The 23,586-nt window shown below is 70.6% G+C and carries 19 protein-coding genes; 11 read left to right on the top strand and 8 right to left on the bottom strand.

The annotated features are described in order from the left end of the window. Nucleotide 1: 1 nt before the first annotated feature. The 5 genes from ACYVMZ_RS13550 to ACYVMZ_RS13530 all read right to left on the bottom strand — a co-directional run bounded on the left by ACYVMZ_RS13550 (nucleotide 2) and on the right by ACYVMZ_RS13530 (nucleotide 8,257). Nucleotides 2-2,299 (bottom strand): HelD family protein, encoded by a 2,298-nt coding sequence (locus ACYVMZ_RS13550; RefSeq protein ID WP_461079094.1) that lies wholly within the window; start codon nucleotides 2,297-2,299, stop codon nucleotides 2-4. Between the two features lie 142 nt (nucleotides 2,300-2,441). Then, nucleotides 2,442-2,756, bottom strand: a complete 315-nt coding sequence (gene trxA / locus ACYVMZ_RS13545; protein ID WP_461079092.1) for a thioredoxin — start codon at nucleotides 2,754-2,756, stop codon at nucleotides 2,442-2,444. Between the two features lie 14 nt (nucleotides 2,757-2,770). After that, the gene (locus ACYVMZ_RS13540; protein ID WP_461079090.1) at nucleotides 2,771-3,199 is read right to left on the bottom strand and encodes a MerR family transcriptional regulator; all 429 of its coding nucleotides are present in this window, start codon (nucleotides 3,197-3,199) and stop codon (nucleotides 2,771-2,773) included. A 46-nt stretch (nucleotides 3,200-3,245) separates the two neighbouring features. Next, entirely contained in the window at nucleotides 3,246-6,443 is a 3,198-nt protein-coding gene (locus ACYVMZ_RS13535) for a tetratricopeptide repeat protein (protein ID WP_461079088.1), read from the bottom strand. Between the two features lie 413 nt (nucleotides 6,444-6,856). Then, the gene (locus ACYVMZ_RS13530) at nucleotides 6,857-8,257 is read right to left on the bottom strand and encodes a cation:dicarboxylate symporter family transporter (protein WP_461079086.1); all 1,401 of its coding nucleotides are present in this window, start codon (nucleotides 8,255-8,257) and stop codon (nucleotides 6,857-6,859) included. Nucleotides 8,258-8,455: 198 nt separating this feature from the next. On the opposite strand from ACYVMZ_RS13530, the gene ACYVMZ_RS13525 reads away from it, so the two are divergent. Both ACYVMZ_RS13525 and ACYVMZ_RS13520 read left to right on the top strand, forming a co-directional pair. Continuing rightward, nucleotides 8,456-10,171, top strand: a complete 1,716-nt coding sequence (locus ACYVMZ_RS13525; protein ID WP_461079084.1) for a sensor histidine kinase — start codon at nucleotides 8,456-8,458, stop codon at nucleotides 10,169-10,171. Then, nucleotides 10,168-10,854, top strand: a complete 687-nt coding sequence (locus ACYVMZ_RS13520; protein ID WP_461079082.1) for a response regulator — start codon at nucleotides 10,168-10,170, stop codon at nucleotides 10,852-10,854. Before ACYVMZ_RS13525 ends, ACYVMZ_RS13520 begins: the two co-directional genes overlap by 4 nt. Here ACYVMZ_RS13520 and ACYVMZ_RS13515 read toward each other — a convergent pair whose 3' ends face one another. Continuing rightward, nucleotides 10,855-11,406 carry a hypothetical protein gene (locus tag ACYVMZ_RS13515; RefSeq protein WP_461079080.1) on the bottom strand — a complete coding sequence of 184 codons (552 nt, stop codon included), beginning with the start codon at nucleotides 11,404-11,406 and terminating at the stop codon, nucleotides 10,855-10,857. 265 nt (nucleotides 11,407-11,671) lie between these two features. Between ACYVMZ_RS13515 and ACYVMZ_RS13510 the strand changes: the two genes are divergently transcribed. The 3 genes from ACYVMZ_RS13510 to ACYVMZ_RS13500 are packed head-to-tail and all read left to right on the top strand — an operon-like array spanning nucleotide 11,672 to nucleotide 14,862. Continuing rightward, nucleotides 11,672-13,048 carry an extracellular solute-binding protein gene (locus ACYVMZ_RS13510; protein WP_461079078.1) on the top strand — a complete coding sequence of 459 codons (1,377 nt, stop codon included), beginning with the start codon at nucleotides 11,672-11,674 and terminating at the stop codon, nucleotides 13,046-13,048. A 16-nt stretch (nucleotides 13,049-13,064) separates the two neighbouring features. Next, nucleotides 13,065-14,015, top strand: coding sequence for a carbohydrate ABC transporter permease (locus tag ACYVMZ_RS13505; RefSeq protein WP_461079076.1), 951 nt, complete (start codon nucleotides 13,065-13,067; stop codon nucleotides 14,013-14,015). Nucleotides 14,016-14,022: 7 nt separating this feature from the next. After that, entirely contained in the window at nucleotides 14,023-14,862 is an 840-nt protein-coding gene (locus tag ACYVMZ_RS13500) for a carbohydrate ABC transporter permease (protein ID WP_461079074.1), read from the top strand. On the opposite strand, the gene ACYVMZ_RS13495 is transcribed toward ACYVMZ_RS13500, so the two are convergent. Continuing rightward, nucleotides 14,852-15,337 (bottom strand): ATP-binding protein, encoded by a 486-nt coding sequence (locus ACYVMZ_RS13495; RefSeq protein ID WP_461079072.1) that lies wholly within the window; start codon nucleotides 15,335-15,337, stop codon nucleotides 14,852-14,854. The two genes, ACYVMZ_RS13500 and ACYVMZ_RS13495, sit on opposite strands and share 11 nt — an antisense overlap. Nucleotides 15,338-15,559: 222 nt before the next feature. Between ACYVMZ_RS13495 and ACYVMZ_RS13490 the strand changes: the two genes are divergently transcribed. The 3 genes from ACYVMZ_RS13490 (at nucleotide 15,560) to ACYVMZ_RS13480 (ending at nucleotide 17,461) form a co-directional block, all read left to right on the top strand. Further along, the gene (locus ACYVMZ_RS13490; protein WP_461079070.1) at nucleotides 15,560-16,420 is read left to right on the top strand and encodes a helix-turn-helix domain-containing protein; all 861 of its coding nucleotides are present in this window, start codon (nucleotides 15,560-15,562) and stop codon (nucleotides 16,418-16,420) included. 8 nt (nucleotides 16,421-16,428) lie between these two features. After that, nucleotides 16,429-16,620: a hypothetical protein gene (locus ACYVMZ_RS13485; RefSeq protein WP_461079068.1), complete on the top strand. Its 192-nt coding sequence runs from the start codon at nucleotides 16,429-16,431 to the stop codon at nucleotides 16,618-16,620. Nucleotides 16,621-16,729: 109 nt separating this feature from the next. Continuing rightward, nucleotides 16,730-17,461, top strand: a complete 732-nt coding sequence (locus ACYVMZ_RS13480; protein ID WP_461079067.1) for a helix-turn-helix domain-containing protein — start codon at nucleotides 16,730-16,732, stop codon at nucleotides 17,459-17,461. A gap of 19 nt (nucleotides 17,462-17,480) precedes the next feature. On the opposite strand, the gene ACYVMZ_RS13475 is transcribed toward ACYVMZ_RS13480, so the two are convergent. Next, nucleotides 17,481-18,506 (bottom strand): ATP-dependent 6-phosphofructokinase, encoded by a 1,026-nt coding sequence (locus ACYVMZ_RS13475; protein ID WP_461079065.1) that lies wholly within the window; start codon nucleotides 18,504-18,506, stop codon nucleotides 17,481-17,483. Nucleotides 18,507-18,733: 227 nt separating this feature from the next. Here ACYVMZ_RS13475 and pta point away from each other — a divergent pair, with 227 nt between their 5' ends. The 3 genes from pta to pyk all read left to right on the top strand — a co-directional run bounded on the left by pta (nucleotide 18,734) and on the right by pyk (nucleotide 23,533). Next, nucleotides 18,734-20,824 (top strand): phosphate acetyltransferase, encoded by a 2,091-nt coding sequence (pta, locus tag ACYVMZ_RS13470; protein ID WP_461079063.1) that lies wholly within the window; start codon nucleotides 18,734-18,736, stop codon nucleotides 20,822-20,824. Further along, complete coding sequence (locus ACYVMZ_RS13465) at nucleotides 20,821-22,035, top strand: acetate kinase (RefSeq protein WP_461079061.1); 1,215 nt, start codon at nucleotides 20,821-20,823, stop codon at nucleotides 22,033-22,035. Before pta ends, ACYVMZ_RS13465 begins: the two co-directional genes overlap by 4 nt. A 73-nt stretch (nucleotides 22,036-22,108) precedes the next feature. Next, nucleotides 22,109-23,533, top strand: a complete 1,425-nt coding sequence (pyk, locus tag ACYVMZ_RS13460; RefSeq protein ID WP_461079059.1) for a pyruvate kinase — start codon at nucleotides 22,109-22,111, stop codon at nucleotides 23,531-23,533. The last annotated feature ends 53 nt before the right edge of the window (nucleotides 23,534-23,586 follow it).

The following is a 23,586-nucleotide window of genomic DNA, read 5'->3' as shown; positions in this document are numbered from 1 at the left end:
ACTACACCTGCGGTGACTCCTGCGCGAAGGCGTCCGCCAGCGCCTTCGGCAGGGCGCCGGTGTGCAGGATCCCCAGCCGCTGGGTGGCCCGGGTCAGAGCCACGTACAGGTCGCTGGTGCCGTACCGTCCCGGCTCGACCACGAGGACGGAGTCGAACTCCAGGCCCTTGGCCTGGCGCGGGTCCAGCAGGACGACCGTTTGGGTCAGGTCGGGTTCGGCGCCCGCCGTGACCCCGTCCAGCCGGGCGGCCAGCCTGCGGTGCAGGTCGCGCGGGGCGATGACCGCGAGGCGGCCCTCGTGGGGCGTCAGTTCCTCCACCGCCTTGGCCACGGCGCCCGGCAGGTCGTCGGTGGCCCGTGCCCAGGGCCGTACGCCCGTGGAGCGCACCGAGCTCGGCGGTTCGAAGCCGGGGTGCTCGGCGCGGACCACGGCCGCCGCCACGTCCATGATCTCGGCGGGGGTGCGGTAGTTGACGCCGAGGCGGGTGTGCTCCCAGCGGTCCTCGACGTACGGTTCGAGGATCTTGGCCCAGGAGCCGACGCCGGCCGCCTCCGCCGTCTGCGCCGGGTCACCGACCAGGGTCATCGAGCGGGTGGGGCTGCGCCGCATGAGCAGCCGCCACGCCATCGGCGACAGCTCCTGCGCCTCGTCGACGATGATGTGCCCGAACGCCCAGGTGCGGTCGGCCGCCGCGCGCTCGGCGGCGCTGCGGTGGTCGTCCTCCTCGTGCCGCTCGGCGAACCGCTCGGCGTCGATGATGTCGTGCGCGGACAGCACCTCGGAGGCCTCGGGGTCGCTGTCCTCCTTGTCCTCGAACTCGTAGGTCCGGGAGGCGTACGAGACGTCCAGCACGCCCTGCGCGTAGGCGATCTGCGCCGCCCGCTCGCGCTCCGCGCGCTCCCGCGCCGACCGGTCGTCCTCGCCGAGGAGTTCGGCGGCCTCGTCGAGCAGCGGCACGTCGGCGACCGTCCACTGCCGGGTCACCGGGCGGCGGATCGCGGCCGCGTCCGCGTCGGAGAGGAACTCCTCGGGCGCGGCGAGGAAGTCCGCCACGAGCTGCTGCGGGGTGAGCCGCGGCCACAACTGGTCGATGGCCGACCAGACTTCGGGGTTCTCGGCGAGGTCGTCGCGGATCTGGGTGATGTCGCTGGCGTCGAGCAGGCTGGAGCCGTCGAACGGGTCGGTGCCGATGCGCTCGGCGTACAGGTCGGTGAGCGTGTTGAGGATGTGGCCCTCGAAGTACTCGCGCGCCGCGTTGTGCGGCAGTTTGGCGGCGCGGGTGCGCTCGCGGGCGACGCCCACCAGCCCGTCGTCCAGCATGAGGATCTCGCGGTCGTGCTCGATCGCGATGACCGGGTCGGGGAGCGCCTGCCGGCTCCGTACGACCTCGACGAGGACGTCGGCCATCTCGGCACGGCCCTTCACGGCGGCCGCCTCGGGCGTGTCGGTGGCCGTCGCCTTCACGCCCGGGAACAGCTCCCCGACCGTCGCCAGCAGCACGCCGGTCTCGCCCAGCGAGGGCAGCACCTCGCCGATGTAGCCGAGGAAGGCGGGGTTCGGCCCGACGATCAGCACGGCCCGCTTGGCCAGCAACTCCCGGTGCTCGTAGAGCAGATAGGCGGCGCGGTGCAGGGCGACGGCGGTCTTGCCGGTGCCGGGCCCGCCCTCGACGACGAGCACCCCACGATGGGGCGCCCGGATGATGCGGTCCTGGTCGGCCTGGATGGTCCGCACGATGTCGCCCATGCGGCCGGTGCGCGCGGAGTTCAGCGCGGCGAGCAGCACGGCGTCGCCCGTCGGGTCCTCGTGGCCGGTGCGGGTGTCGTCGCCGAGGTCGAGGATCTCGTCGTGCAGGGCGGTGACCTGCCGGCCGTCGGTGGAGATGTGCCGCCGGCGCCTGAGCCCCATCGGGGTGTGGCCGGTGGCCAGGTAGAAGGGGCGGGCGACATCGGCCCGCCAGTCGATGAGGATCGGCGTGCGCTCGGCGTCGTCGGCGCGCAGCCCGATCCGGCCGATGTGGTGGCTGACGCCCGAGGTGAGGTCGATGCGGCCGAAGCAGAGCGAACCGTCCACCGCGTTCAGCGCGGCGAGCAGCCCCGAGCGCTCGGCGACCAGGATGTCCCGCTCCAGCCTGGCCTGCATGGGCGTGTTCCCCTGCGCGAGCGCGTCCGTCACCGAGGCCTCGGCGTCGCCGCGCAGCGCGTCCACGCGCGCGTACAGCCCGTCGATGAATTCCTGTTCACGGCGCAATTCATCGTCCGGAAATTCGGTGTTTGACAATTCCGCTCCCGCCCGCATATACTGTGCTCACTGAACTTCTCCGCGACTTCAATGGTTTGAATCGACCTGAAGTCGCGAACCAATGAATATACGCAAGGAAATCCCCCGAGCGCAATTGCTCGGGGGATTTCCTGTTGCCCGGCAGGGTGTCCCGGCGGGGTCACAGCACGTCGGCGAGCTCCTCCAGCAGCCGCCGCTTGGGCCGGGCCCCCACCATCGACTTCACGGGCTCACCGTCGCGGAACACCATGAAGGTGGGCATCGACAGCACCTTGTACGCATTGGTCGTCTCCGGATTGGTGTCCACGTCCAGCTGCACCACCTTCAGCCGCTCCCCCTCCTCGGCGGCGAGAGCGCTCAGCACCGGGCCCATCTGCCGGCACGGCGGGCACCAGTCGGCGGTGAACTCGACCAGCACCGGCCGCTCCGCCCCGATCACCTCCCTCTCGAAGTCCTCGTCCGTCACCTCTGCCACGCCTGCCGCCCTGCTCACAGCCCCTGCCCTCCCCGTTCGCACCCGGGTTCCGGACCACCCGGAACCAGCGCCTCGGCCGCCAGCGCGTCCCGCGCATGCTCGGCCCGCGCGAGCTGCCGCGCCACCGTCCGCCGCACGGCACTCAACTCCCCGATCAGGGCGTCGAGCTCGTCCAGCTTGCGCCGGTAGACCGCGAGCGAGGCGGGGCAGGTGTCGCCCTCCGGGTGACCGGCCCGCAGACACTCCACGAACGGCCGTGTCTCCTCCAGCTCGAACCCGCAGTCCTGCAACGTCCTGATCTGCCGCAGCAGCTTCAGATCCGTCTCGTCGTAGGTCCGGTAGCCGTTGGCGTCCCGCCGCGCGGGCAGCAGGCCCCGCGCCTCGTAGTACCGCAGCGTCCGCGTCGTGGTCCCGGCGCGTGCGGCCAGCTCGCCGATTCGCATGCGTACGAACGTACGGCTTGACGCCGACGTCAAGGCAACCGCGCCGTCAGGGCGTCGGCGTACGCAGTCGGTGCAGCAGGTGCCGGGTGATGAGGGCCTCGTACGTGTGCGGGCCCAGGGCCCGGCTCTGGTCGGCGAGGAGTGCGGTGAGCTCGGCCTCGGCGCGGGCCGTGTCGCCGGTGTGCCATCGCCAGCGGGCGAGGTGCCGGCGCGTGGCGAGCGTCTGGGGGTCGCCGGGGCCCAGCTGGTCCGCCATGTGCGCGAGGTACTCGGTGTAGGCGTCTTCGGCGGCGGGATACGCGGTGAGGCCGGCACGGAGGGCGTCGGCTGCGGCCACCTCTCCGGCGAGGTCCTTTTCGTGGGCCTTGGAGAGCAGCATGAGCAGCCAGTGCCGGAGGGTTCGCCGACTCCGCTCGACGAGGTGGTCGTCCTCCCCACGGCTCGACTCCAGCAGGTGCAGGGACTCCTGCGCGGCGGCCACGGCCCCGGCCAGGTCGCCTGCCTCTCCCCGCCACGCCGCGAGGTGGCTCAGCACGTTGTTCGCCGCGGCCGAGTCGGCGCCGTGGAGGCGCCGCGTGTCCTCCAGCAGCTCGGTCAGCAGGGCCACGGCGATGTCCGCGCCCTCGCTCCGTCCCCGCAGGACGGCCAGCTCGAATCGGACGGTCAGGTACTCGAGGTCCTCCTCGCCGAGCGCCTGAGCCACGTCGGGGAGGAGCCGTTCCAGATCGGCCACGGCCGCCGCCGTGTCCCCCGCCGCCTGCCGGGCCTTGGCCGCGCCTCGGCGGGTGGTGAGCGTCTGGGGATGCGTCGGTCCCAGCACCCGCCCCATGTCGTCCAGGAGTTCCGCGTAGAGCGCGAGGGCCTCCTGTGCGGCACCGGCCCTTTCGAGCGCGTGGGCGAGAGCGTCCCGGGCCGAGAACGTCATGGGATGGTCCGGACCGAACACCTCCTCGGCACGCTCGACGCGGCCGCGATAGCCCGCGAGGTCCTGCCCCGTCGGGTCGGGCGAGTGCCACTGCCAGTGCACATAGCTCTGTTCCAGGTTGAGCGTGACCGGGTGGTTCTCCCCCAGCTCGCGCTGGACGACGGGCAGCAGCTCCTCGCAGGCGTCGACGGCGGCCTGATAGGCCCCGGTCCTGCCCAGCCACCAGATGCGGTGGGCCCGCAGCCCGAGCGTGCTCTTGTCGTCGCGTCCCTTCAGTCGCTCCGCGTCGGCGACCAGTGCGTCGTACGCGGCGAGCGCGCCGGCCTCGTCCCCCGCCTCACCCGTCCACTGGGCAAGGCCGTTCCGGGCCTCCAGGAGGTCCGCGTGATCCGGTCCCAGCGCATGGGTCGCCGCGTCCGTGAGGTGCCGGAAGTGGTCGCGCGCGACAGCGGCGTGTCCCGCCCACCCCAGGCTGTGGCCGTACAGGTACAGCACGGGGAAGATCCCGTCGCGGTACAGGGCGTCTGCGCAATGGCCGGTCAGTGCCGTGGTGTTGGTGCGCAGCACCTGGGCGAGCACCGGGTCGCGGTCCATGTCCGGCCAGACCTCGGCCAGCGCGTTGGCCAGGCATCGGCAGAGCCGGTCACGCCACTCCCGGGGCATCTCCTCGCGGATCGCCCGCTGCACCAACTGGTGGGCGCGGACGGCCTGGTGGGGCGTGCCGGGCTCGTGGGTGACGAGGCTGAGCCGGTGCAGGGCCCGCAGGGCCTGGCGGGCCTCCCGGGCCGTGACGTCCCGGGGCTCGTCCGCCTCCGGTTCGAGGGCCCGGCGTACGGCGGTGAGATACGCCAGTGCCGAGCCGCTGGTCAGGACGGCCTCGGGGATGCCGTCCGGGGACAGCATCGAGATCAGCTGGAGCATGGGCCGGGCGAGTCCGGCCGGGTTGAGCCGGTCGGCGCGCTCCACGGACAGGGCCCACACCCGGGCCATGGGATGGCTCTGCCCGTCGGGCAGGGCGTCGTCCTCGGGCGACAGTTCGTCCAGCGGGGTGGTGCCGTCGGCCAGCAACGCGCGGTACTCGGCGACCGACAGCTCCGCGTCGGCCATGTACGCGCCGGCCTGCGCGAGGGCGATCGGCAGATGCCCGAGGTCGGCGGCGAACGCCGCGAGTTCCTCGTCGGGTTCCGGGCGGCCTCGGCCGGCGAGCGAACGGCGCAGGTAGGAGAGGGCCTCTGCCTCGGTGTAGAGACCCACGGTGACGCGGTGGCGTTCCTCGGTGAACAGGGCCGCGTCGGGGCGCCGGGTGGTGAGCAGGGTGCGGCCCAGCGGGGTGGTGGGCGGCCAGAGGTGGTTGAGGGTGGCCGGGTCGGGGACGTCGTCCAGGACGACGAGCCAGCGGCAGCCCGGGGCGGGGGAGGAGCCGAGCCACTCCAGGAAGGCCCGGGCGGCGTGTTCGGGTCCCTCGCTCAGCGCCGACTCGGGCAGCACGGCCTTCGCGGCCTGCGCGTAGCCGGAGAGGACGGCGTCGCGGCTGGTGGCGCTGATCCAGACCAGGAGGTCGATCGTGCGGGCCGTGAAGCGCTCCTGCGCGTAGCGGGCGGCCAGCTGGCTCTTGCCGACCCCGCCCATCCCGTCGAGGATCTGGCACACGACGGTCGTGCCGCCCTCGTGCACCCTGTCGCGCAGGGCGCTCATGACCTCGCGGTCCTGGAACCAGGCGGCGGCGGGCGGCGGTTCGCCGACCCGCAGCGGCGGCCTGCCGACCGCGCGTGGCGACGGCCCTCCCACCGCCCGGTCCGGTCGGCGCAGGAGGCGGTCGAGCAGGGGGCGGACGCCCTGCGGCGTGAGGGCCCGGATCTCCTGCCGGTGCCGCGAGTTCGGCAACAGGAAGAAGGGGATGTCCTCGGCGCTGCCTCCGGGGAGCACCACGTTGAGCACCCGGTCGGGCCAGTCCTGCTCGTGGGTGAACGCGAACTCGATGAGCAGCCGCGACTCCCAGGCGACCCCTCTGCCCTTTCCGGGCTCCTCCTCGCCCGCCGCACGGCGTTTGTAGGCGGGTGACGCGATCACCAGGACGAAGTCGGCGGTCTCGATCTCGCGCGCCGTCTCCCGGGCCCATTCCGGACCCCGCGGGGCCTCGACGTCGTCGAGCCACACGTCGACTCCGCCGTTCAGCAGCAGCCGGCCCAGCTCACCGACCGAGCTCTTGTGCCTGTCGTCGTCCCACGCGTAGGAGAGGAACACCCGCGGCCGCGCCGCACCGCCGTCCCGTGCGTCGGCCGCGTCGTCGTCCGCCACCCAGGTCGCGCCGTCGGTCACCGGTGCACCCCCACTGAGCCGGTTCTCAGGGGGACCCTACCCGGCACCCGTCCTCGTCCGTGGACGATTCCCGCCGGTGAGCGGAGCGCGGAACTCAGCGCGCCCCGGACCGTCCGTGCACGAGCGGACGCTGATGGCGCTGATGGAGGCGGTGAACGACGGTCTGCTGAAAGCGCGGGAGGCGGGCCGCTCCGTCGCGGTCACCGTACTGACCGCGACGGGCGTGCCCGCCTCCGATGCCACCGCGCTGGTGGCGAAACTGAGCGGTTGGGTTCTTCCAGGAGGTCGTGAGACTTCGGGGAGTCTGAGACTTCGGGAGGTCGTGCGACTTCGGGGAGATCTGGAGAAGGAAAGGACCGGGCGGCTGAGCGACGGGGGGACACTCAGCCGCCCGGGGTCTGCTGGGGGCCGGGTCAGGCCTTGGCGAGTTCCTTCTCGCCGCCCTGGTCCGGGACCTCGACACGGCTCTCGGTGCCGTGGCCATGGCCGTGGCCGTCGTCCAGGAGCGTCTGCTCGTCGAACGGGATCTGCCCGGCGAGGACCTGGTTGACCCGCTCCTTGTCGATCTCCTTGGTCCAGGTGCCGATCAGCACGGTGGCGACCGCGTTGCCCGCGAAGTTGGTCAGGGCGCGGGCCTCGCTCATGAAGCGGTCGATGCCGACGACGAGGCCGATACCGTCCACCAGGGCCGGCTTGTGCGACTGCAGACCGCCGGCCAGGGTCGCCAGGCCCGCGCCGGTGACACCGGCGGCACCCTTCGAGGCGACCAGCAGGAAGAGCAGCAGCGGGATCTGCTCGCCGACCGACATCGGCGTGCCCATGGCGTCGGCGATGAACAGCGAGGCCATGGTCATGTAGATCATGGTGCCGTCGAGGTTGAAGGAGTAGCCGGTCGGGACGGTGATGCCGACCACCGGCTTGCTGACGCCCATGTGCTCCATCTTCGCGATGAGCCGCGGCAGCGCGGACTCGGAGGAGGAGGTGGACAGGATCAGCAGGAACTCACGGCCCAGGTACTTGAACAGCGTGAGGATGTTCAGGCCGGAGACGACCCGCAGCAGGATGCCGAGCACGATGAAGACGAACAGGAAGCAGGTGACGTAGAAGCCGAGCATCAGCACGGCGAGGCTCTTGAGCGCGTCCAGGCCGGCGGAGCCGGTGACGGCGGCGATGGCACCGAAGGCACCGATCGGGGCGGCCCACATCACCATGGCGAGGATGCGGAAGACGAGCCGCTGGATGTGCTCGATACCGCGCAGGATCGGCTGGCCCGCCGAGCCCATGCCCTGCAGCGCGAAGCCGGCGAGCAGGGCGATCAGCAGGGTCTGCAGGACCGACTCATTGGTGAAGGCGGACACGATCGTGGTCGGGATGATGCCCAGCAGGAAGTCGGTGGTGTTCGTGGTGGCCTCGGGGTCGACCTGTGCGTGACCGGCCTCCTTGACCGCGTCGGTCAGCGCGAGGCTCGAGCCCGGCTCCAGGATGTTGCCGACGACCAGGCCGATGCTCAGGGCGACCAGCGACATCACCATGAAGTAGCCGAGGGCGATACCGCCGACGGCACCGACCTTGGCGGCCTTCCGTACCGAGCCGATGCCCAGCACGATCGTGCAGAAGATGATCGGCGAGATCATCATCTTGATCAGGTTCACGAAACCCGTGCCGATCGGCTTCAGCCCGACCGCGAAGTCGGGTGCGGCCAGACCCACCGCGATACCGGCGGTGACCGCGATGATCACCGCGATGTAGAGATAGTGCGTGCGGTCCCGCTTGGCTTTGGGTGCGGCAGGTGCCGTATCGGCTGCGCTGGTCACGGCGGCCCTCCTTGACGACGTCGTCGGCATCACCGGCGTGCGGCTCACGTCCGGGGGTCGGGAGCGGTACTCCCGGGATCGGGAGCGGTGCTCCCGGAAGATGCGTTTTGGGGAATGCCGTGACTATGTCCTGCTCTGTGAGCGCGGTCACCCTTCCGTTCATTTAGTTCACAATCAGCCAAGGGGCAGACTGACGACATGCGCTTCCCGCTCCCGAGACCCCGCAGCCTGGCGGCCCAGCTCTTCGCCATGCAGGCCGTGCTGATCGCGGTCGTCGTGGCCGGATATGCGCTGTTCACCTACATGAGCGACCGCAGCCAGGCCGAGGAGGCCGCGGGCCGCCAGGCCACGGCGGTGGCCCGGTCGGTGGCCGATTCCCCCTCCGTGCCGGAAGCGATCCGCTCCCCCGACCCCACGGCCGAGCTCCAGCCGTACGCGCTGCGCGTGATGCGGGACACCGACGTCGACTTCGTCACGATCATGAACCCGCAGGGCATCCGCTGGACCCACCCCGACCAGGACCAGATAGGGCAGCGTTTCCGCGGCCACACGGACAAGGCGCTGCGGGGCCAGACCTTCACCGAGACCTACACCGGCACCCTCGGCCCGTCGGTCCGCGCGGTCACCCCGATCCGGGACGGCGCCCGGATCGTCGGCCTGGTCAGCGCGGGCATCAGGGTCGAGGAGATCAGCCAGCGCGTGCAGAGCCAGCTGACGGCCCTGATCGGCGTCGCGGCGGGGGCGCTCGCTCTGGGCGCCGTGGGCACGTACGTCATCAACGCCCGGCTGCGCCGCCACACCCACGGCATGAACGCCACCGAGCTCAGCCGTATGCACGACTACCACCAGGCCGCGCTGCACGCCGTACGCGAGGGGCTGCTGATGCTGGACGGGCAGTACAGGGTTGCGCTGATCAACGACGGCGGGCGGGAGCTGCTGGGCGTCTCGGGCGAGGTGGTGGGCACGTCCGTCGCCGACCTCGGGCTGCCTCCGTCGCTCACGGGCGCGCTGCTGGCCTCGGAGCCACGGGTGGACGAGGTGCACCTGACGGCGGACCGGGTCCTGGTCGTCAACACCTCACCGGTGTCGGGCGGCGAGCGCCGCGGCACGGTCGTCACACTCCGTGACGTCACAGAACTGCAGTCCCTCATGGGCGAGTTGGACTCCGAACGCGGCTTCACGCAGGCGCTGCGCTCACAGGCCCACGAGGCCGCGAACCGGCTCCACACGGTGGTGTCGCTGATCGAGCTGGGCCGCGCCGAGGAGGCCGTGGACTTCGCGACGGCCGAACTGGAACTCGCCCAGGCCCTGACCGACCAGGTGGTCGCCGCGGTGAGCGAACCGGTCCTGGCCGCGCTGCTGCTCGGCAAGACGGCCCAGGCGAACGAGCGGGGCGTGGAGCTGATGGTCTCCGAGGACAGCCGGCTGGACGACGGCCTGCTGCCCGAAAGCCTCCCGGCCCGCGACTTGGTCACCATCCTGGGCAATCTGATCGACAACGCGGTCGACGCGGCGCAGGGCGGAGTACGGCCACGGGTCACGGTCACGGCACTCACCGAGGGCGACGCGGAACTGGTCCTGCGGGTGTCCGACACCGGCCCCGGAGTGGACCCCGCCCACGCCGAGGCGGTCTTCCAGCGGGGCTTCACGACCAAGCCGTCCGGGCCGGGCGGCCGGGGGCTGGGCCTGGCCCTCGTACGGCAGGCGGCCACCCGGCACGGCGGCTCGCTGACCGTGGCGGAGGCCGAAGGGGGCGGGGCGGAGTTCGAGGTCCGGCTGCCGCTGCGGGGCGCCGCCGTCGCCAGGGGCACCATTTCCGCCGACACCGCAGGCACCGCAGGCACCGCCGACTCCGCAGGCACCGTCGGCACCGCAGGCGCTGCAGCCCCCGCAGGCTCTGGAGGCGACGTATGACGAGCGAGCAGCCGATCCGTGTGCTGGTGGTGGAGGACGACCCGGTGGCCGCCGACGCGCATGTGATGTACGTGGGCCGGGTGCCGGGGTTCGTGGCCGTGGGCAAGGCGCACACCGGCGCGGAGGCGCGGCGCTGCCTGGACCGTACGGCCGTCGACCTCCTGCTGCTGGACCTGCACCTGCCGGACGTGCACGGGCTGCAACTGGCGCGTTCCCTGCGGGCGGCCGGGTACCACGCGGACGTGATCGCGGTGACCTCGGCACGGGACCTGACGGTGGTGCGGGAGGGGGTGTCGCTCGGGGTCGTGCAGTACGTGCTGAAGCCGTTCACCTTCGCGACGCTGCGCGACCGCCTGGTGCGATACGCGGAGTTCCGGGGAGCGGCCGGGGAGGCGAGCGGCCAGGACGAGGTCGACCGGGCCCTGGCGGCGCTGCGTGCGCCGGGCCCGGCCGCGCTGCCGAAGGGGTTGAGCGCACCGACCCTGGAGCGGGTCACCGTCGCCCTGCGGGACAGCGCGGAGGGCCTGACGGCGACCGGCGTCGCCGAGGCGGTGGGCATCTCGCGCATCACCGCCCGGCGCTATCTGGAACACCTGGTGGACGCGGGCCGCGCGGCCCGGCGCCCGCAGTACGGGACGGTGGGGCGGCCGGAGTTGCAGTACCGATGGGTGACAGGGCAGTGATCAGGAGGGGCTGACGCTCCCGATGGGCAGGGCGTACGACACGACCTGGACCCCCAGCCCGGCCACGGTCACGGCCTCGACGAGCGACAGGACGAGCAGCCCCGGGGAGACATCCCCGGCGGCCCAGTAGACGGCGAGCCCGGCGAGCGGCACGACGCAGAAGGCGAGCAGGTCGACGGCGCACTGGATGGTCTTGCGGGAGCGCCGCCGGGAGTCGGACCGGTGCGCGATCTCCCAGGCGAACGCCCGCTGGGCACCGGCGAGTTGGGCGAGCCGGGGTCCGAGGTCGGTCCGTATGTACGCCCCGATCGCGGAGATCTTCTCGTCGTTGACGAGGTACGTCCACCCGAGCACGACACAGACCGGCGGGAGGGCGAGCAGCATCGCGGGCTGCTCGGCCTGCGCGGCGGCGGCGATGACGGCGGCGACGATGGTGAGGGTGACGTAGAGCAGGTTGTCGCGGAAGCCGATGCGGGTCTTCTGCTCCTCCTTGACGGTCTGGTATTCGGCGAGGAGGAGCTGGCCGACGGTGAGGTCGTTGTTCTCCGGCACGCAGTCCCTTTCCGCCCATGTCCAACGCCCCGCCCGCGCTGGACTGTTGGCAGTACTTTAGGACTGTGCGTGGCACGTGGCACTGGCCGAGCCGGGCGAAGGGGCCATGAACACCGCCGCGCTCACCACACGGCTCGCCTCCTGGCTCCGTCCGAAGCCGCGAACGCCCAATCCGCCGCACACGCATTGACCTGACTAGACCACTCCTCTTACGTTCACCGGGCAGCCATCCCCGCGCCACAACGACGTGCGCCCGCAGGAGGTCATGCCCGTGCGCCCCACCGCCGCCCTCCCCTCCCTCCTCGCCCTCACCCTCGCCGCCGCAGGCACCCTCACCGCCTGCGGCGGCGGCTCCGGCAGCGACCCGGACACGCTCAAGGTCTCCTTCAAACAGTCCACGGACAACTCCATCAAGGTGATGGACACCTACCTCGCGGACATCAAGAAGCAGTTCGAGAAGAGCAACCCCGGCAAGAAGGTGGAACTCGTCCCCATCAAGGCCCCGGACTCCGAGTACTACACCAAGCTCCAGCAGATGCTCCGCTCCCCCAAGACCGCGCCCGACCTGGTCTACGAGGACACCTTCCTCATCAACTCGGACATCACCAGCGGGTATCTGAAACCCCTCGACGCCTACCTCGCCAAGTGGCCCGACTGGGACCAGTTCATCGACACGGCGAAGGCAGCCGCCAAGGGCGAGGACGGCAAGACGTACGGCGTCCCGGACGGCACCGACACCCGGGGCCTCTGGTACGACAAGGACATCTTCGCCAAGGCCGGTCTCCCCGCCACCTGGCAGCCGAGGACCTGGGACGACGTCCTCACCGCCGCCCGCACCATCAAACGGGAAGTCCCCGACGTCATCCCCCTCAACGTCTACACGGGCAAACCCGTCGGCGAGGCCGCCACCATGCAGACCTTCGAGATGCTGCTGTACGGCACGAACGACGGCACGCAGGACCCCCTGTACGACAAGGCCACCAAGAAGTGGATCGCCGGCAGCCAGGGCTTCGAGGACGCGCTCGCCTTCGTCGAGACCGTCTACCGGGAGAAGCTCGGCCCGGACGTCTCCGACGCCCTCGATCCCAACGTCATGACCCGGGTCCGGGGCGAGTGGCTGCCCCAGGGCAAGCTCGGCATCGCCCTCGACGGCTCCTGGCTCCCGCAGGACTGGCTGCCCGGCAGCGGGCACGAGTGGCCCGAGTGGCCGAAGGAGCTCGGTCTCGCCGCCATGCCGACCCAGCGCGGTCAGGCGCCCGGCAAGGTCAGCATGTCCGGTGGCTGGACCTGGTCGATCCCGGCCAAGGCGGCCAACCCGGACCTGGCCTTCGAGTTCATCAAGACGATGCAGACGAAGGACAACGCCAAGAAGTGGTACGTCGCCAACTCCGGCATCGCGGTACGCAAGGACGTCGCGAACGACCCCTCGTACGCCACCGCCCAGCCCGGCATCGAGTTCTTCACGGACCTGGTCGCCCACACCCACTACCGGCCCGCGTACCCGGCGTACCCGAAGGTCTCCACCGCCATCCAGGAGGCGATGGAGGGTGTGACGACGGGTGACATGTCGGTGGAGGAGGCGGCGCGCGGATACGACGACGCCCTCAAGGACGCCACCGACAACCAGGTCGTCGAGAAGTGAGCGGACGCCACCAGCCATGACCACCGCACCGCACGCCGGCCCGGGCGGCCTCGTCACGTCTCCCCCGGGCCGGCCGGCCCCGCAGCCCACCACCCCTCGGCAGCACCGCCTCCGCCGCTCCCTGACCCGCCTCCTGCCCCTCTCACCCGCCGTCGTCCTCCTGCTCCTCTTCCTCGCCGGCCCGATCGGCTACTGCGTCTACATCGCCTTCACCGACCTCCAGCTCACCGGCCAGGCGCAGGAGTCGTTCGTCGGGTTAGACAACTTCCGCAGAGCGTTCGGAGACGAGGAGTTCCTCAACGCCGTATGGCTGACCCTCGTCTTCACGGTCCTGTCGTCCCTCATCGGCCAGAACACCCTGGGCCTCGCCCTCGCGGCGCTCATGCAGCGCGCGTCGAAGCCCGTCCGCACCCTCACCGGCGGCATCGTGATCACGGCGTGGGTGCTGCCGGAGGTCGTGGCCGGGTTCCTCCTGTATGCCTTCTTCCGCCGCGGGGGAACCCTCAACGCCATCCTGGACTGGCTACACCTGCCCTCCCAGAACTGGCTGTTCACCCTCCCCATCCTGGCGGTGTCCTTCGCGAACGTCTGGCGCGGCACGGCCTTCTCCATGCTGGTCTACTCGGCCGCCCTGAACGAGATCCCCAAGGAGATCACGGAGGCCGCCGAGGTCGATGGCGCGGGCGGCTGGCGCCGTATGTGGCACATCACGCTCCCGATGATCCGCCGCTCCATCGGCACGAACCTGATGCTCAACACCCTGCAGACCCTGTCCGTCTTCGGACTGATCTGGGTGATGACCAGGGGCGGGCCGGGAGGCAAGAGCCAGACGCTGCCCCTCTTCATGTACGAACAGGCCTTCCAGAACAGCCTGATCGGCTACGGCACCGCCGTCGCCCTGCTGCTCCTGCTGGTCGGCTCCCTGTTCTCCCTCGTGTACATGCGCCTGCTGCGGACGGAGGTCTGACGACACCATGGCCCTCCCCCTCGCCTCCCGCCGTACGACCCGTCGCCTGGCCGCCGACGCGGGGTTGCTGATCGTCGCCGCCGCCTTCGCGTTGCCGCTGGCCTGGGTGGTGCTGTCGTCCCTTGACCCGCACGCGGACCTGCGGGTCAAGGCTCCCGACGGCCTCACCCTCGCCCACTTCGACGCGATCCTGACGTCAGAGATCACCTTCACGCCGCTCCTCAACAGCCTGATCCTGTGCGGGAGCGCGACCGCGCTGACGGTGGTGTGCGCGGCACTCGCCGCCTACCCCCTGTCCCGCTTCCGCTCCCGCCTCAACCGCCCGTTCCTGCTGACGATCCTCTTCGCCACCAGCCTGCCCATCACGGCGATCATGGTGCCGGTGTACGCGCTGTTCGTGCAGGTGGATCTCATCGACACCATGCAGGGCACGATCTTCTTCTTCGCCGCGTCCCAACTGCCCTTCGCCATCTGGCTGATGAAGAACTTCATGGACGGGGTTCCGAAGGAGCTGGAGGAGGCGGCGTGGACCGACGGGGCGAGCTCCTTCCAGTCGCTGCTCCGGATCGTGCTGCCGCTCATGGGTCCCGGGGTGGCGGTGGTCACGGTCTTCTCGTTCGTGATGATGTGGGGCAACTTCTTCGTGCCCTTCATGCTCCTGCTCACCCCGGACCAGATGCCCGCGTCCGTGAGCATCAACGAGTTCTTCGGGAACCGGGGGATGGTGGCGTACGGGCAGCTGGCCGCATTCTCGATCATCTACTCGACGCCGGTGATTCTGCTGTACGTGCTGGTGGCGCGGCGTCTGGGTGGGGGGTTCGCGCTGGGCGGGGCGGTCAAGGGGTGAGGGTCGCCCCCACCCGCGGCACAACCGCCCACATCCGCGTCCCACCCCCGGGCTCCCTCGCCTCCCCGAACCCCCACTCCCCCGCACACGCCCGCACCACGCACGCCAGCAACCGCAGCGCGGCCCGCCTCCGCGCATCACAGGCCGCCACCAGCCGAGGATGGTCGTGCCGCCGATGCCCGTCATAAAGCACCACCCGCAACGCACCCTCCCGGTACCGCAGCGACAGATACACCTCGGCACCGGGCGTGAACCGACTCGCACACGCGGTGAGTTCACCCACCACCTGCACCACCGCATCCGTCATGTCCGCCAGCCCGTGCCTCTGGAGCACGGCCCGGGTCGCCATCCGGGCGATCCGCGAACTCGCCGCTTCGGCGGGCAACGTGAGGCTGTACGCGAGGGTTTCGGGCGAGGGCGGCGCCGTTTTCAGCTCCTCAGTGACGACGGGACAGACCGAGATCGACACAGACATGGGCAACTCCCTTGCTCTGACCGGACATTCGCCGACCTGCCGATGGAACGCGGGCAGGCTCGCGCGATGCGCTTCCGACGGCGTCGACGCGTAAGCGATTCGTCACCGACTGTAGAGCATCGCCGGAGTACGTGTACTACTCATTGCCGAAGTTCCCGGTGGACCGATCGCACACCACAGCGGCAGACTGACCCCCGTCATACGGCTGAACGGGAGGGGCGCATGCCGCCGAGGAGTACACCGACGGCACGTCAGCGGCGGCTCGGCACGGAGTTGCGCAGGCTGCGGGTCGCGGCGGGCATGACGACGGAGTACGCCGCCGGCCTGCTGGGCGTGCCGCGTACGAACGTGCCCAACATGGAATCCGGCCGCTCCGGCATCAGCCCCGAGCGCGTACGCACCCTCGCCAAGAACTACGGCTGCACGGACCACGACCTCGTCGAGGCGCTGGCCGCCATGGCCACCGAGCGCGACAAGGGGTGGTGGGAGGCATACCGGGACCGGCTTCGCGACGACTTCCTGGACATCGCGGAGTTGGAGTGGCACGCCGTACGCCTGCGCATCGCCGTGACCGTGCACCTGCCGGGGCTGCTCCAGACCGAGGATTACGCCCGCGCCGTCTTCGAGGCCGTGATCCCGCGCCTGTCCACCGCCGACGTCGACCTCCGCGTGGCGCACCGCATCGACCGGCAACAGGTACTCGACCGCGCCCAGCCCCCGGCCCTCGACGTGATCGTCCACGAGGCCGCGCTGCGCATGCAGTTCGGCGGACCGGCCGTGGCCCGGCGGCAGTTGGAGCACCTGCTGCACATCACCGAGCGCGGCACCGTGACCATCCGGGTCATCCCGTTCAAGGCGGGCGGTTTCCCCGGGGCCGGGCAATCGGTCGTCTACGCCGAGGGGCGCGTGCCCCGCCTCGACACCGTGGAACTCGACAGCACTCACGGCCCGGAGTTCATCGACTCCGAGGCCCAACTCCGCAAGTACCGCGCCCAACTCAACGCGGCGGAAGCCGTCGCACTCACCCCTGAGGCCTCCCGCACCTTCATCCGCGGCCTCGCCGACGAACTGCACGACCTCTAGGAGTCACCATGCCGGACATCACCTGGGAAGATCCCTTCTGCGGCGAGGGAGCCAACTGCTTCCGCATAGGCACCGACCCCCAAGGCAACGCCTACATCGCCCTCGCCGGCCAGGAGGACCACTACCTCACCGACACCCGCGAAGCCCTCCGCGCCCTGATCCTCGACATCAAGGCCGGAAAAGCCGACCACCTGCTGTGATCACCCCTGCGGCAGCACCCCGGCGGTGAACCCGCCAGTAGCCGTAGGTTCCTACAATCCGTGATCCTGGCCGAACAGACCGTAGTCACCGCAAGCGCGCACCCCTACCGTGTGGCCCGTGCGCCGACCCCCTGCTCGACCGAACCAGCCCACTCCCCCGAACCAGCCCCTGCCGTTCAACGCCCCCGCCGCCCGTCGCCTCCGTGCCGCTCTCGGCATGGGACCCGAGCACGTCGCCTACGGCATGCGTGTCTCGTACGGGCTCCCGTACGTCACCCCGGATCTCGTGATCGCCTGGGAACGCGGGATCACCGCACCCTCGAACCCGGAACTGACCGCTCTCGCGGGCGTGCTGTGGTGCTCGCCCGGTGAACTCATCGGCCGGCCACGGACGCTGCGCGAGCACCGGATCGCGCGCGGACTCGCCCCCGAGGACGTCGCCCGTGCCGTCGGGCACGAGCTCCACGCGTACCTGCGGATGGAGGAGACCGACGCGTGGCGGGGCACGGAGCGGCAGTCCGCCGCCCTGGCCGAGCTGCTCGGCCTGTCCCTGCCCGACTTCGTCACCGTCACGGGGCGGGAGGTGAAGCTCGCCGAGCTACTGAACAGCGCGGTGACCACGCGGTGGCAGGCGTACGTCCGTCCGGTCGCGAAGATCGTGCCGCTGGAGAAGCGGCTGCTGGAGACCGTGCTCCAGCAGCTGCACCAGGACTACCAGGGACAGATGACCGCCACACTGAGCTGGGGCGGCGGCAGCAGTGACTCCAGCGACGCCGGACGGGACTTCCTCGACCGGATCGTGGAGCATTTCTGGGCGGCCGTACGGCCCGAGAGCGACTAGCCGTACAACCCCGGAGCGGCTAGAACACCGACTCCGCCTCCTCCATCCGGTCCTTCGGCACCGTCTTCAGCTCGGTCACCGCCTCCGCCAGCGGCACCATCACGATGTCGGTGCCGCGCAGGGCGGTCATCCTGCCGAACTCGCCGCGGTGCGCGGCCTCCACCGCGTGCCAGCCGAAGCGCGTGGCGAGCACCCTGTCGTACGCGGTCGGCGTGCCCCCGCGCTGGACGTGGCCGAGAATGACCGGCTTGGCCTCCTTGCCGAGGCGGCGCTCCAGCTCGTGCGCCAGGGCCGTGCCGATGCCCTGGAAGCGCTCGTGGCCGAACTGGTCGATCTCGCCCTTGCCGTAGTCCATGGTGCCCTCGGCGGGGTGGGCGCCCTCGGCGACGCAGATCACCGCGAACTTCTTGCCGCGGGCGAAGCGCTCCTCGACCATCTTGACGAGGCTGGCGGGGTCGAAGGGACGCTCGGGCAGGCAGATGCCGTGCGCGCCCGCCGCCATGCCCGACTCCAGGGCGATCCAGCCGGCGTGGCGGCCCATGACCTCGACGACCATCACCCGCTGGTGGGACTCGGCCGTCGTCTTCAGGCGGTCCATCGCCTCCGTCGCGACCCCGACCGCCGTGTCGAAGCCGAAGGTGCGGTCCGTGGAGGAGATGTCGTTGTCGATGGTCTTCGGGACGCCCACGACGGGCAGGCCCGCGTCGGACAGCATCCTCGCCGCCGTCAGCGTGCCCTCGCCGCCGATCGGGATCAGCGCGTCGATGCCGAAGTCGCTGACGATGTCGGCCGCGTTCTCACAGGCCTCGCGCAGCCGGTCGCGCTCCAGGCGGGAGGAGCCGAGGATGGTGCCGCCGCGGGCGAGGATGCCGCTGACCGCGTTCAGGTCGAGACCGCGGTAGCGGCCATCCAACAGGCCCGCGTAACCGTCCTCGAAACCGATGACCTCGTCGCCGTAGTTGTCGACCGCTCGGTGCACGACCGACCGGATCACTGCGTTCAGGCCGGGGCAGTCGCCGCCTGCGGTGAGAACTCCGATACGCATCGTGCTGTGTCTCCTGCTCGCTGTGGATACCGGTGAGCCACTGCCGATTGTTTCACGGCCCACAGCCCGGTGCCGTCCTCGACTCTGATGGGCGCCTTATCCATCGGCAGAGGTATTGTCAAGAGGGTTCTGCTCACCTCGGTGGGCGATTTTTGTACCCGAGCCTCGTACCCAGAGCCCCGTACCCGAAGCACCTCAGAGACGACACGACGAAACGGAGAGCACGCGTGACCCGCAGCGTGTACGTGACCGGTATCGACCGCGGCGACGGCCGCCAGGTCGTCGAGCTGGGGGTCATGGAACTCCTGACCCGGCAGGTCGACCGGGTGGGGGTGTTCCGGCCGCTTGTGCACCACGTGCCCGACCGCCTCTTCGAGCTGCTGCGGGCCCGCTACCGGCTGTCCCAGGACCCGGCGACCGTCTACGGCATGGACTACCACGAGGCGTCCGCCCTGCAGGCCGAGCGCGGTACGGACGAGCTGGTGGCCACGCTCGTCGAACGGTTCCACCGGGTCGCCCGCGACTACGACGTCGTCCTCGTGCTCGGCACCGACTTCGCCGACACCCAGCTCCCGGACGAGCTGGCCCTCAACGCCCGGCTCGCCAACGAGTTCGGCGCGTCGGTCATCCCCGTGGTGGGCGGGCGCAAGCAGGCCGCCGAGTCGGTGCTCTCCGAGACCCGCAACGCCTACCGCGCGTACGACACCCTGGGCTGCGACGTCCTGGCCATGGTCACCAACCGGGTCGCCCCCGACGACCGGGACGCCATGGCCGACCAGCTCGCCGACCGGCTCCCCGTCCCCTGCTACGTGCTGCCCGACGAGCCCGCCCTGTCCGCGCCGACGGTCGCACAGATCGTCCAGGCCCTCGGCGCCAAGGTGGTGCTCGGCGACGACTCGGGGCTGGCCCGGGACGTGCTCGACTTCGTCTTCGGCGGCGCGATGCTGCCGACCTTCCTGGGCGCCCTGACCCCGGGCTGTCTGGTCGTCACCCCGGGCGACCGCGCCGACCTGGTCGTCGGCTCGCTCGCCGCGCACAGCGCCGGCACCCCACCGATAGCCGGCGTCCTGCTCACCCTCGGCGAGGTCCCGGGCGACGACATCCTCACCCTCGCGGCCCGCCTCGCCCCCGGCACCCCGGTGGTCTCGGTGCCCGGCATGAGCTTCCCCACCGCCGAGCAGCTGTTCTCCCTGGAGGGCAAGCTCAACGCGGCCACCCCGCGCAAGGCGGAGATCGCGCTCGGCCTCTTCGAGCGGTACGTCGACACCGCCGACCTGAACAAGCGGGTCTCGGCGCCCAGCAGCGACCGCGTCACCCCGATGATGTTCGAGCACAAGCTGCTGGAGCAGGCCCGCGCCGACCTGAGCCGGGTCGTGCTCCCCGAGGGCACCGAGGAGCGCGTGCTGCACGCCGCCGAGGTGCTGCTGCGCCGGGGTGTCTGTGAGCTCACCCTGCTGGGCCCGGTCGACCAGATCCGCAAGAAGGCCGCCGACCTGGGCGTCGACCTCGGCGGCTGCCAGCTGATCGACCCGGCCACCTCCGAGTTGCGCGACGCCTTCGCCGAGAAGTACGCGGCGCTGCGCGCCCACAAGGGCGTCACCGTGGAGCTGGCCTACGACGTCGTCTCCGACGTGAACTACTTCGGCACGCTGATGGTCCAGGAGGGTCTGGCGGACGGCATGGTGTCCGGCTCCGTGCACTCCACGGCCGCGACGATCAGGCCCGCCTTCGAGATCATCAAGACCAACCCGGACGCCTCCATCGTGTCGTCCGTCTTCTTCATGTGCCTGGCCGACAAGGTCCTCGTCTACGGCGACTGCGCGGTCAACCCCGACCCGAACGCCGAGCAGCTCGCCGACATCGCCATCCAGTCGGCGGCCACGGCGGCGCGGTTCGGTGTGGAGCCGCGCATCGCGATGCTGTCGTACTCCACGGGCACGTCCGGCTTCGGCGCTGACGTCGACAAGGTGCGCGAGGCCACCGAACTCGTGCGCGCGCGGCGGCCCGACCTGAAGATCGAGGGGCCGATCCAGTACGACGCGGCCGTGGAGCCGTCGGTCGCGGCGACCAAGCTGCCGGAGTCCGAGGTGGCCGGGCAGGCGACCGTGCTGATCTTCCCCGACCTGAACACCGGCAACAACACCTACAAGGCCGTGCAGCGCTCGGCCGGCGCGATCGCCGTCGGCCCGGTGCTGCAGGGTCTGCGCAAGCCGGTCAACGACCTGTCCCGGGGCGCTCTCGTCCAGGACATCGTCAACACCGTCGCCATCACGGCGATCCAGGCCCAGTCCCCGACCGAGAAGGCTTTCCAGCAGTGACCGCGACCCGCGTCCTCGTCCTCAACTCCGGCTCCTCCTCCGTGAAGTACCAGCTGCTCGACATGCGCGACAGCGGCCGGCTGGCGGTGGGTCTCGTCGAGCGGATCGGTGAGCAGACCTCCCGCCTCAAGCACACCCCGGCCGGCGGGGAGAGCCGCGATCGGACCGGTCCGATCGCCGACCACGACGCCGCCCTGAAGGCCGTGGCGGAGGAACTCGCCGCCGACGGGCTGGGCCTGGACTCGCCCGAGCTGGCCGCGATCGGGCACCGCGTGGTGCACGGCGGGAAGCACTTCACCGAGCCGACCGTCGTCGACGACGCCGTGCTCGCCGAGATCGAGCGGCTGATCCCGGTCGCCCCGCTGCACAACCCGGCCAACCTGACGGGCATCCGCACGGCCCAGGCCCTGCGGCCCGACCTGCCGCAGGTCGCCGTCTTCGACACCGCCTTCCACACGACGATGCCGGAGTCGGCCGCCCGCTACGCCATCGACGTCAGGACCGCCGACGAGCACCGCATCCGGCGCTACGGCTTCCACGGCACCTCGCACGCGTACGTCTCCCGGGCGACGGCGCGGCTGCTCGGCAGGGCGCCGGAAGAGGTGAACGTGATCGTGCTGCACCTCGGCAACGGGGCGTCCGCCTCCGCCGTGCGGGGCGGGAAGTGCGTGGACACCTCCATGGGGCTCACGCCTTTGGAGGGGCTCGTGATGGGTACGCGATCGGGAGACATGGACCCGGCCGTCATCTTCCATTTGATGCGTGTTGGTGGAATGTCCGCCGACGAGATCGACACTCTTCTGAACAAGAAGAGCGGTCTGATCGGCCTGTGCGGCGACAACGACATGAGGGAGATCCGCCGCCGCGTCGACGAGGGTGACGAGCAGGCGAAGCTGGCCTTCGACATCTACATTCACCGCCTGAAGAAGTACATCGGCGCCTATTACGCCGTGCTCGGACGGGTGGACGCCGTCGCGTTCACCGCCGGGGTCGGCGAGAACGCGGCGCCGGTGCGCGAGGCCGCCGTGGCGGGCCTGGAGCAGCTGGGCCTGGCCGTGGACCCCGAGCGGAACGCCGTGCGCGGTGACGAGCCGCGGCTGATCTCGCCCGAGGGGACGCGGGTCGCGGTGGCCGTGGTGCCGACGGACGAGGAATTGGAGATCGCGACGCAGACCTACGCGCTGGTAAAGGGCTCAGAGAATCTCACCTGAGCGGCATCCCGCCCTTTTGTATTTTCCGCCAGACGGAATATTCCGCAGCGAAACAAACCGATAGGATCGCCCCATGCGCCGTTCGAAAATCGTCTGTACTCTCGGCCCCGCGGTCGACTCCCATGAACAGCTGGTCGCGCTGATCGAGGCCGGCATGAACGTGGCCCGCTTCAACTTCAGCCACGGCACGCACGCCGAGCACCAGGGGCGGTACGACCGCGTCCGTGCCGCCGCCAAGGAGACCGGCAGGGCCATCGGTGTCCTCGCCGACCTGCAGGGCCCGAAGATCCGCCTGGAGACCTTCGCCGAAGGTCCCGTCGAGCTGGTGCGCGGTGACGAGTTCACCATCACCACCGAGGACGTCCCGGGCGACAAGACGATCTGCGGGACGACCTACAAGGGCCTGCCCGGCGACGTCGCCAAGGGCGACCAGATCCTCATCAACGACGGCAACGTCGAGCTGAAGGTCACCGAGGTCACCGGTCCGCGCGTGAAGACGATCGTCATCGAGGGCGGCGTCATATCCGACCACAAGGGCATCAACCTGCCCGGCGCGGCCGTCAACGTCCCGGCCCTGTCCGAGAAGGACGTCGATGACCTGCGCTTCGCGCTCCGCATGGGCTGCGACCTGGTCGCCCTGTCCTTCGTCCGCGACGCCAAGGACGTGCACGACGTGCACCGCATCATGGACGAGGAGGGCCGCCGGGTCCCGGTCATCGCCAAGGTGGAGAAGCCGCAGGCGGTGCAGAACATGGAGGACGTCGTGATGGCGTTCGACGGCGTCATGGTCGCCCGCGGTGACTTGGCCGTCGAGTACCCGCTCGAGAAGGTCCCCATGGTGCAGAAGCGCCTGATCGAGCTGTGCCGGCGCAACGCCAAGCCGGTGATCGTGGCGACCCAGATGATGGAGTCGATGATCACCAACTCCCGCCCGACCCGCGCCGAGGCCTCCGACGTGGCCAACGCGATCCTGGACGGCGCCGACGCGGTCATGCTGTCGGCCGAGTCGAGCGTGGGCGCGTACCCGATCGAGACCGTCAAGACGATGTCGAAGATCGTCACCGCGGCCGAGCAGGAGCTGCTGTCCAAGGGCCTGCAGCCGCTGGTGCCCGGCAAGAAGCCCCGCACGCAGGGCGGTTCGGTGGCCCGCGCCGCCTGCGAGATCGCGGACTTCCTCGGCGGCAAGGGCCTGGTGGCCTTCACCCAGTCCGGTGACACCGCGCGCCGGCTGTGCCGCTACCGCGCCGTCCAGCCGATCATCGCGTTCACCACGGACGAGTCCACCCGCAACCAGATGACGCTGAGCTGGGGCGTGGAGCCGTACGTCGTGCCGTTCGTGAACAGCACCGACGAGATGGTCGACCTGGTGGACCAGGAGATCCTCAAGATGGGCATGTTCAACGAGGGCGACGTCGTGGTCATCACGGCCGGCTCGCCCCCCGGCGTCCCCGGCACCACCAACATGGTCCGCGTCCACCACCTGGGCGCCACGAACTGATCCGGCGACGGGCCGGCAGGCCCTCGTACGGCGCCGAGGGCGCCCCCTGCGAC

The sequence above is a fragment of the Streptomyces deserti genome, assembly GCF_054782695.1.
Note: the sequence above shows the minus strand (reverse complement) of the source record. Positions and strands in the feature narration are given on the sequence as shown.

What these genes read in the sequence shown, in the direction of transcription:
- ACYVMZ_RS13550 (WP_461079094.1), bottom strand. Translation starts at nt 2,299, where the DNA reads ATGCGGGCGGGAGCGGAATTGTCAAACACCGAATTTCCGGACGATGAA.
- ACYVMZ_RS13540 (WP_461079090.1), bottom strand. Translation starts at nt 3,199, where the DNA reads ATGCGAATCGGCGAGCTGGCCGCACGCGCCGGGACCACGACGCGGACG.
- ACYVMZ_RS13525 (WP_461079084.1), top strand. Translation starts at nt 8,456, where the DNA reads ATGCGCTTCCCGCTCCCGAGACCCCGCAGCCTGGCGGCCCAGCTCTTC.
- ACYVMZ_RS13520 (WP_461079082.1), top strand. Translation starts at nt 10,168, where the DNA reads ATGACGAGCGAGCAGCCGATCCGTGTGCTGGTGGTGGAGGACGACCCG.
- ACYVMZ_RS13510 (WP_461079078.1), top strand. Translation starts at nt 11,672, where the DNA reads ATGCCCGTGCGCCCCACCGCCGCCCTCCCCTCCCTCCTCGCCCTCACC.
- ACYVMZ_RS13505 (WP_461079076.1), top strand. Translation starts at nt 13,065, where the DNA reads ATGACCACCGCACCGCACGCCGGCCCGGGCGGCCTCGTCACGTCTCCC.
- ACYVMZ_RS13500 (WP_461079074.1), top strand. Translation starts at nt 14,023, where the DNA reads ATGGCCCTCCCCCTCGCCTCCCGCCGTACGACCCGTCGCCTGGCCGCC.
- ACYVMZ_RS13495 (WP_461079072.1), bottom strand. Translation starts at nt 15,337, where the DNA reads ATGTCTGTGTCGATCTCGGTCTGTCCCGTCGTCACTGAGGAGCTGAAA.
- ACYVMZ_RS13490 (WP_461079070.1), top strand. Translation starts at nt 15,560, where the DNA reads ATGCCGCCGAGGAGTACACCGACGGCACGTCAGCGGCGGCTCGGCACG.
- ACYVMZ_RS13485 (WP_461079068.1), top strand. Translation starts at nt 16,429, where the DNA reads ATGCCGGACATCACCTGGGAAGATCCCTTCTGCGGCGAGGGAGCCAAC.
- ACYVMZ_RS13475 (WP_461079065.1), bottom strand. Translation starts at nt 18,506, where the DNA reads ATGCGTATCGGAGTTCTCACCGCAGGCGGCGACTGCCCCGGCCTGAAC.
- pyk (WP_461079059.1), top strand. Translation starts at nt 22,109, where the DNA reads ATGCGCCGTTCGAAAATCGTCTGTACTCTCGGCCCCGCGGTCGACTCC.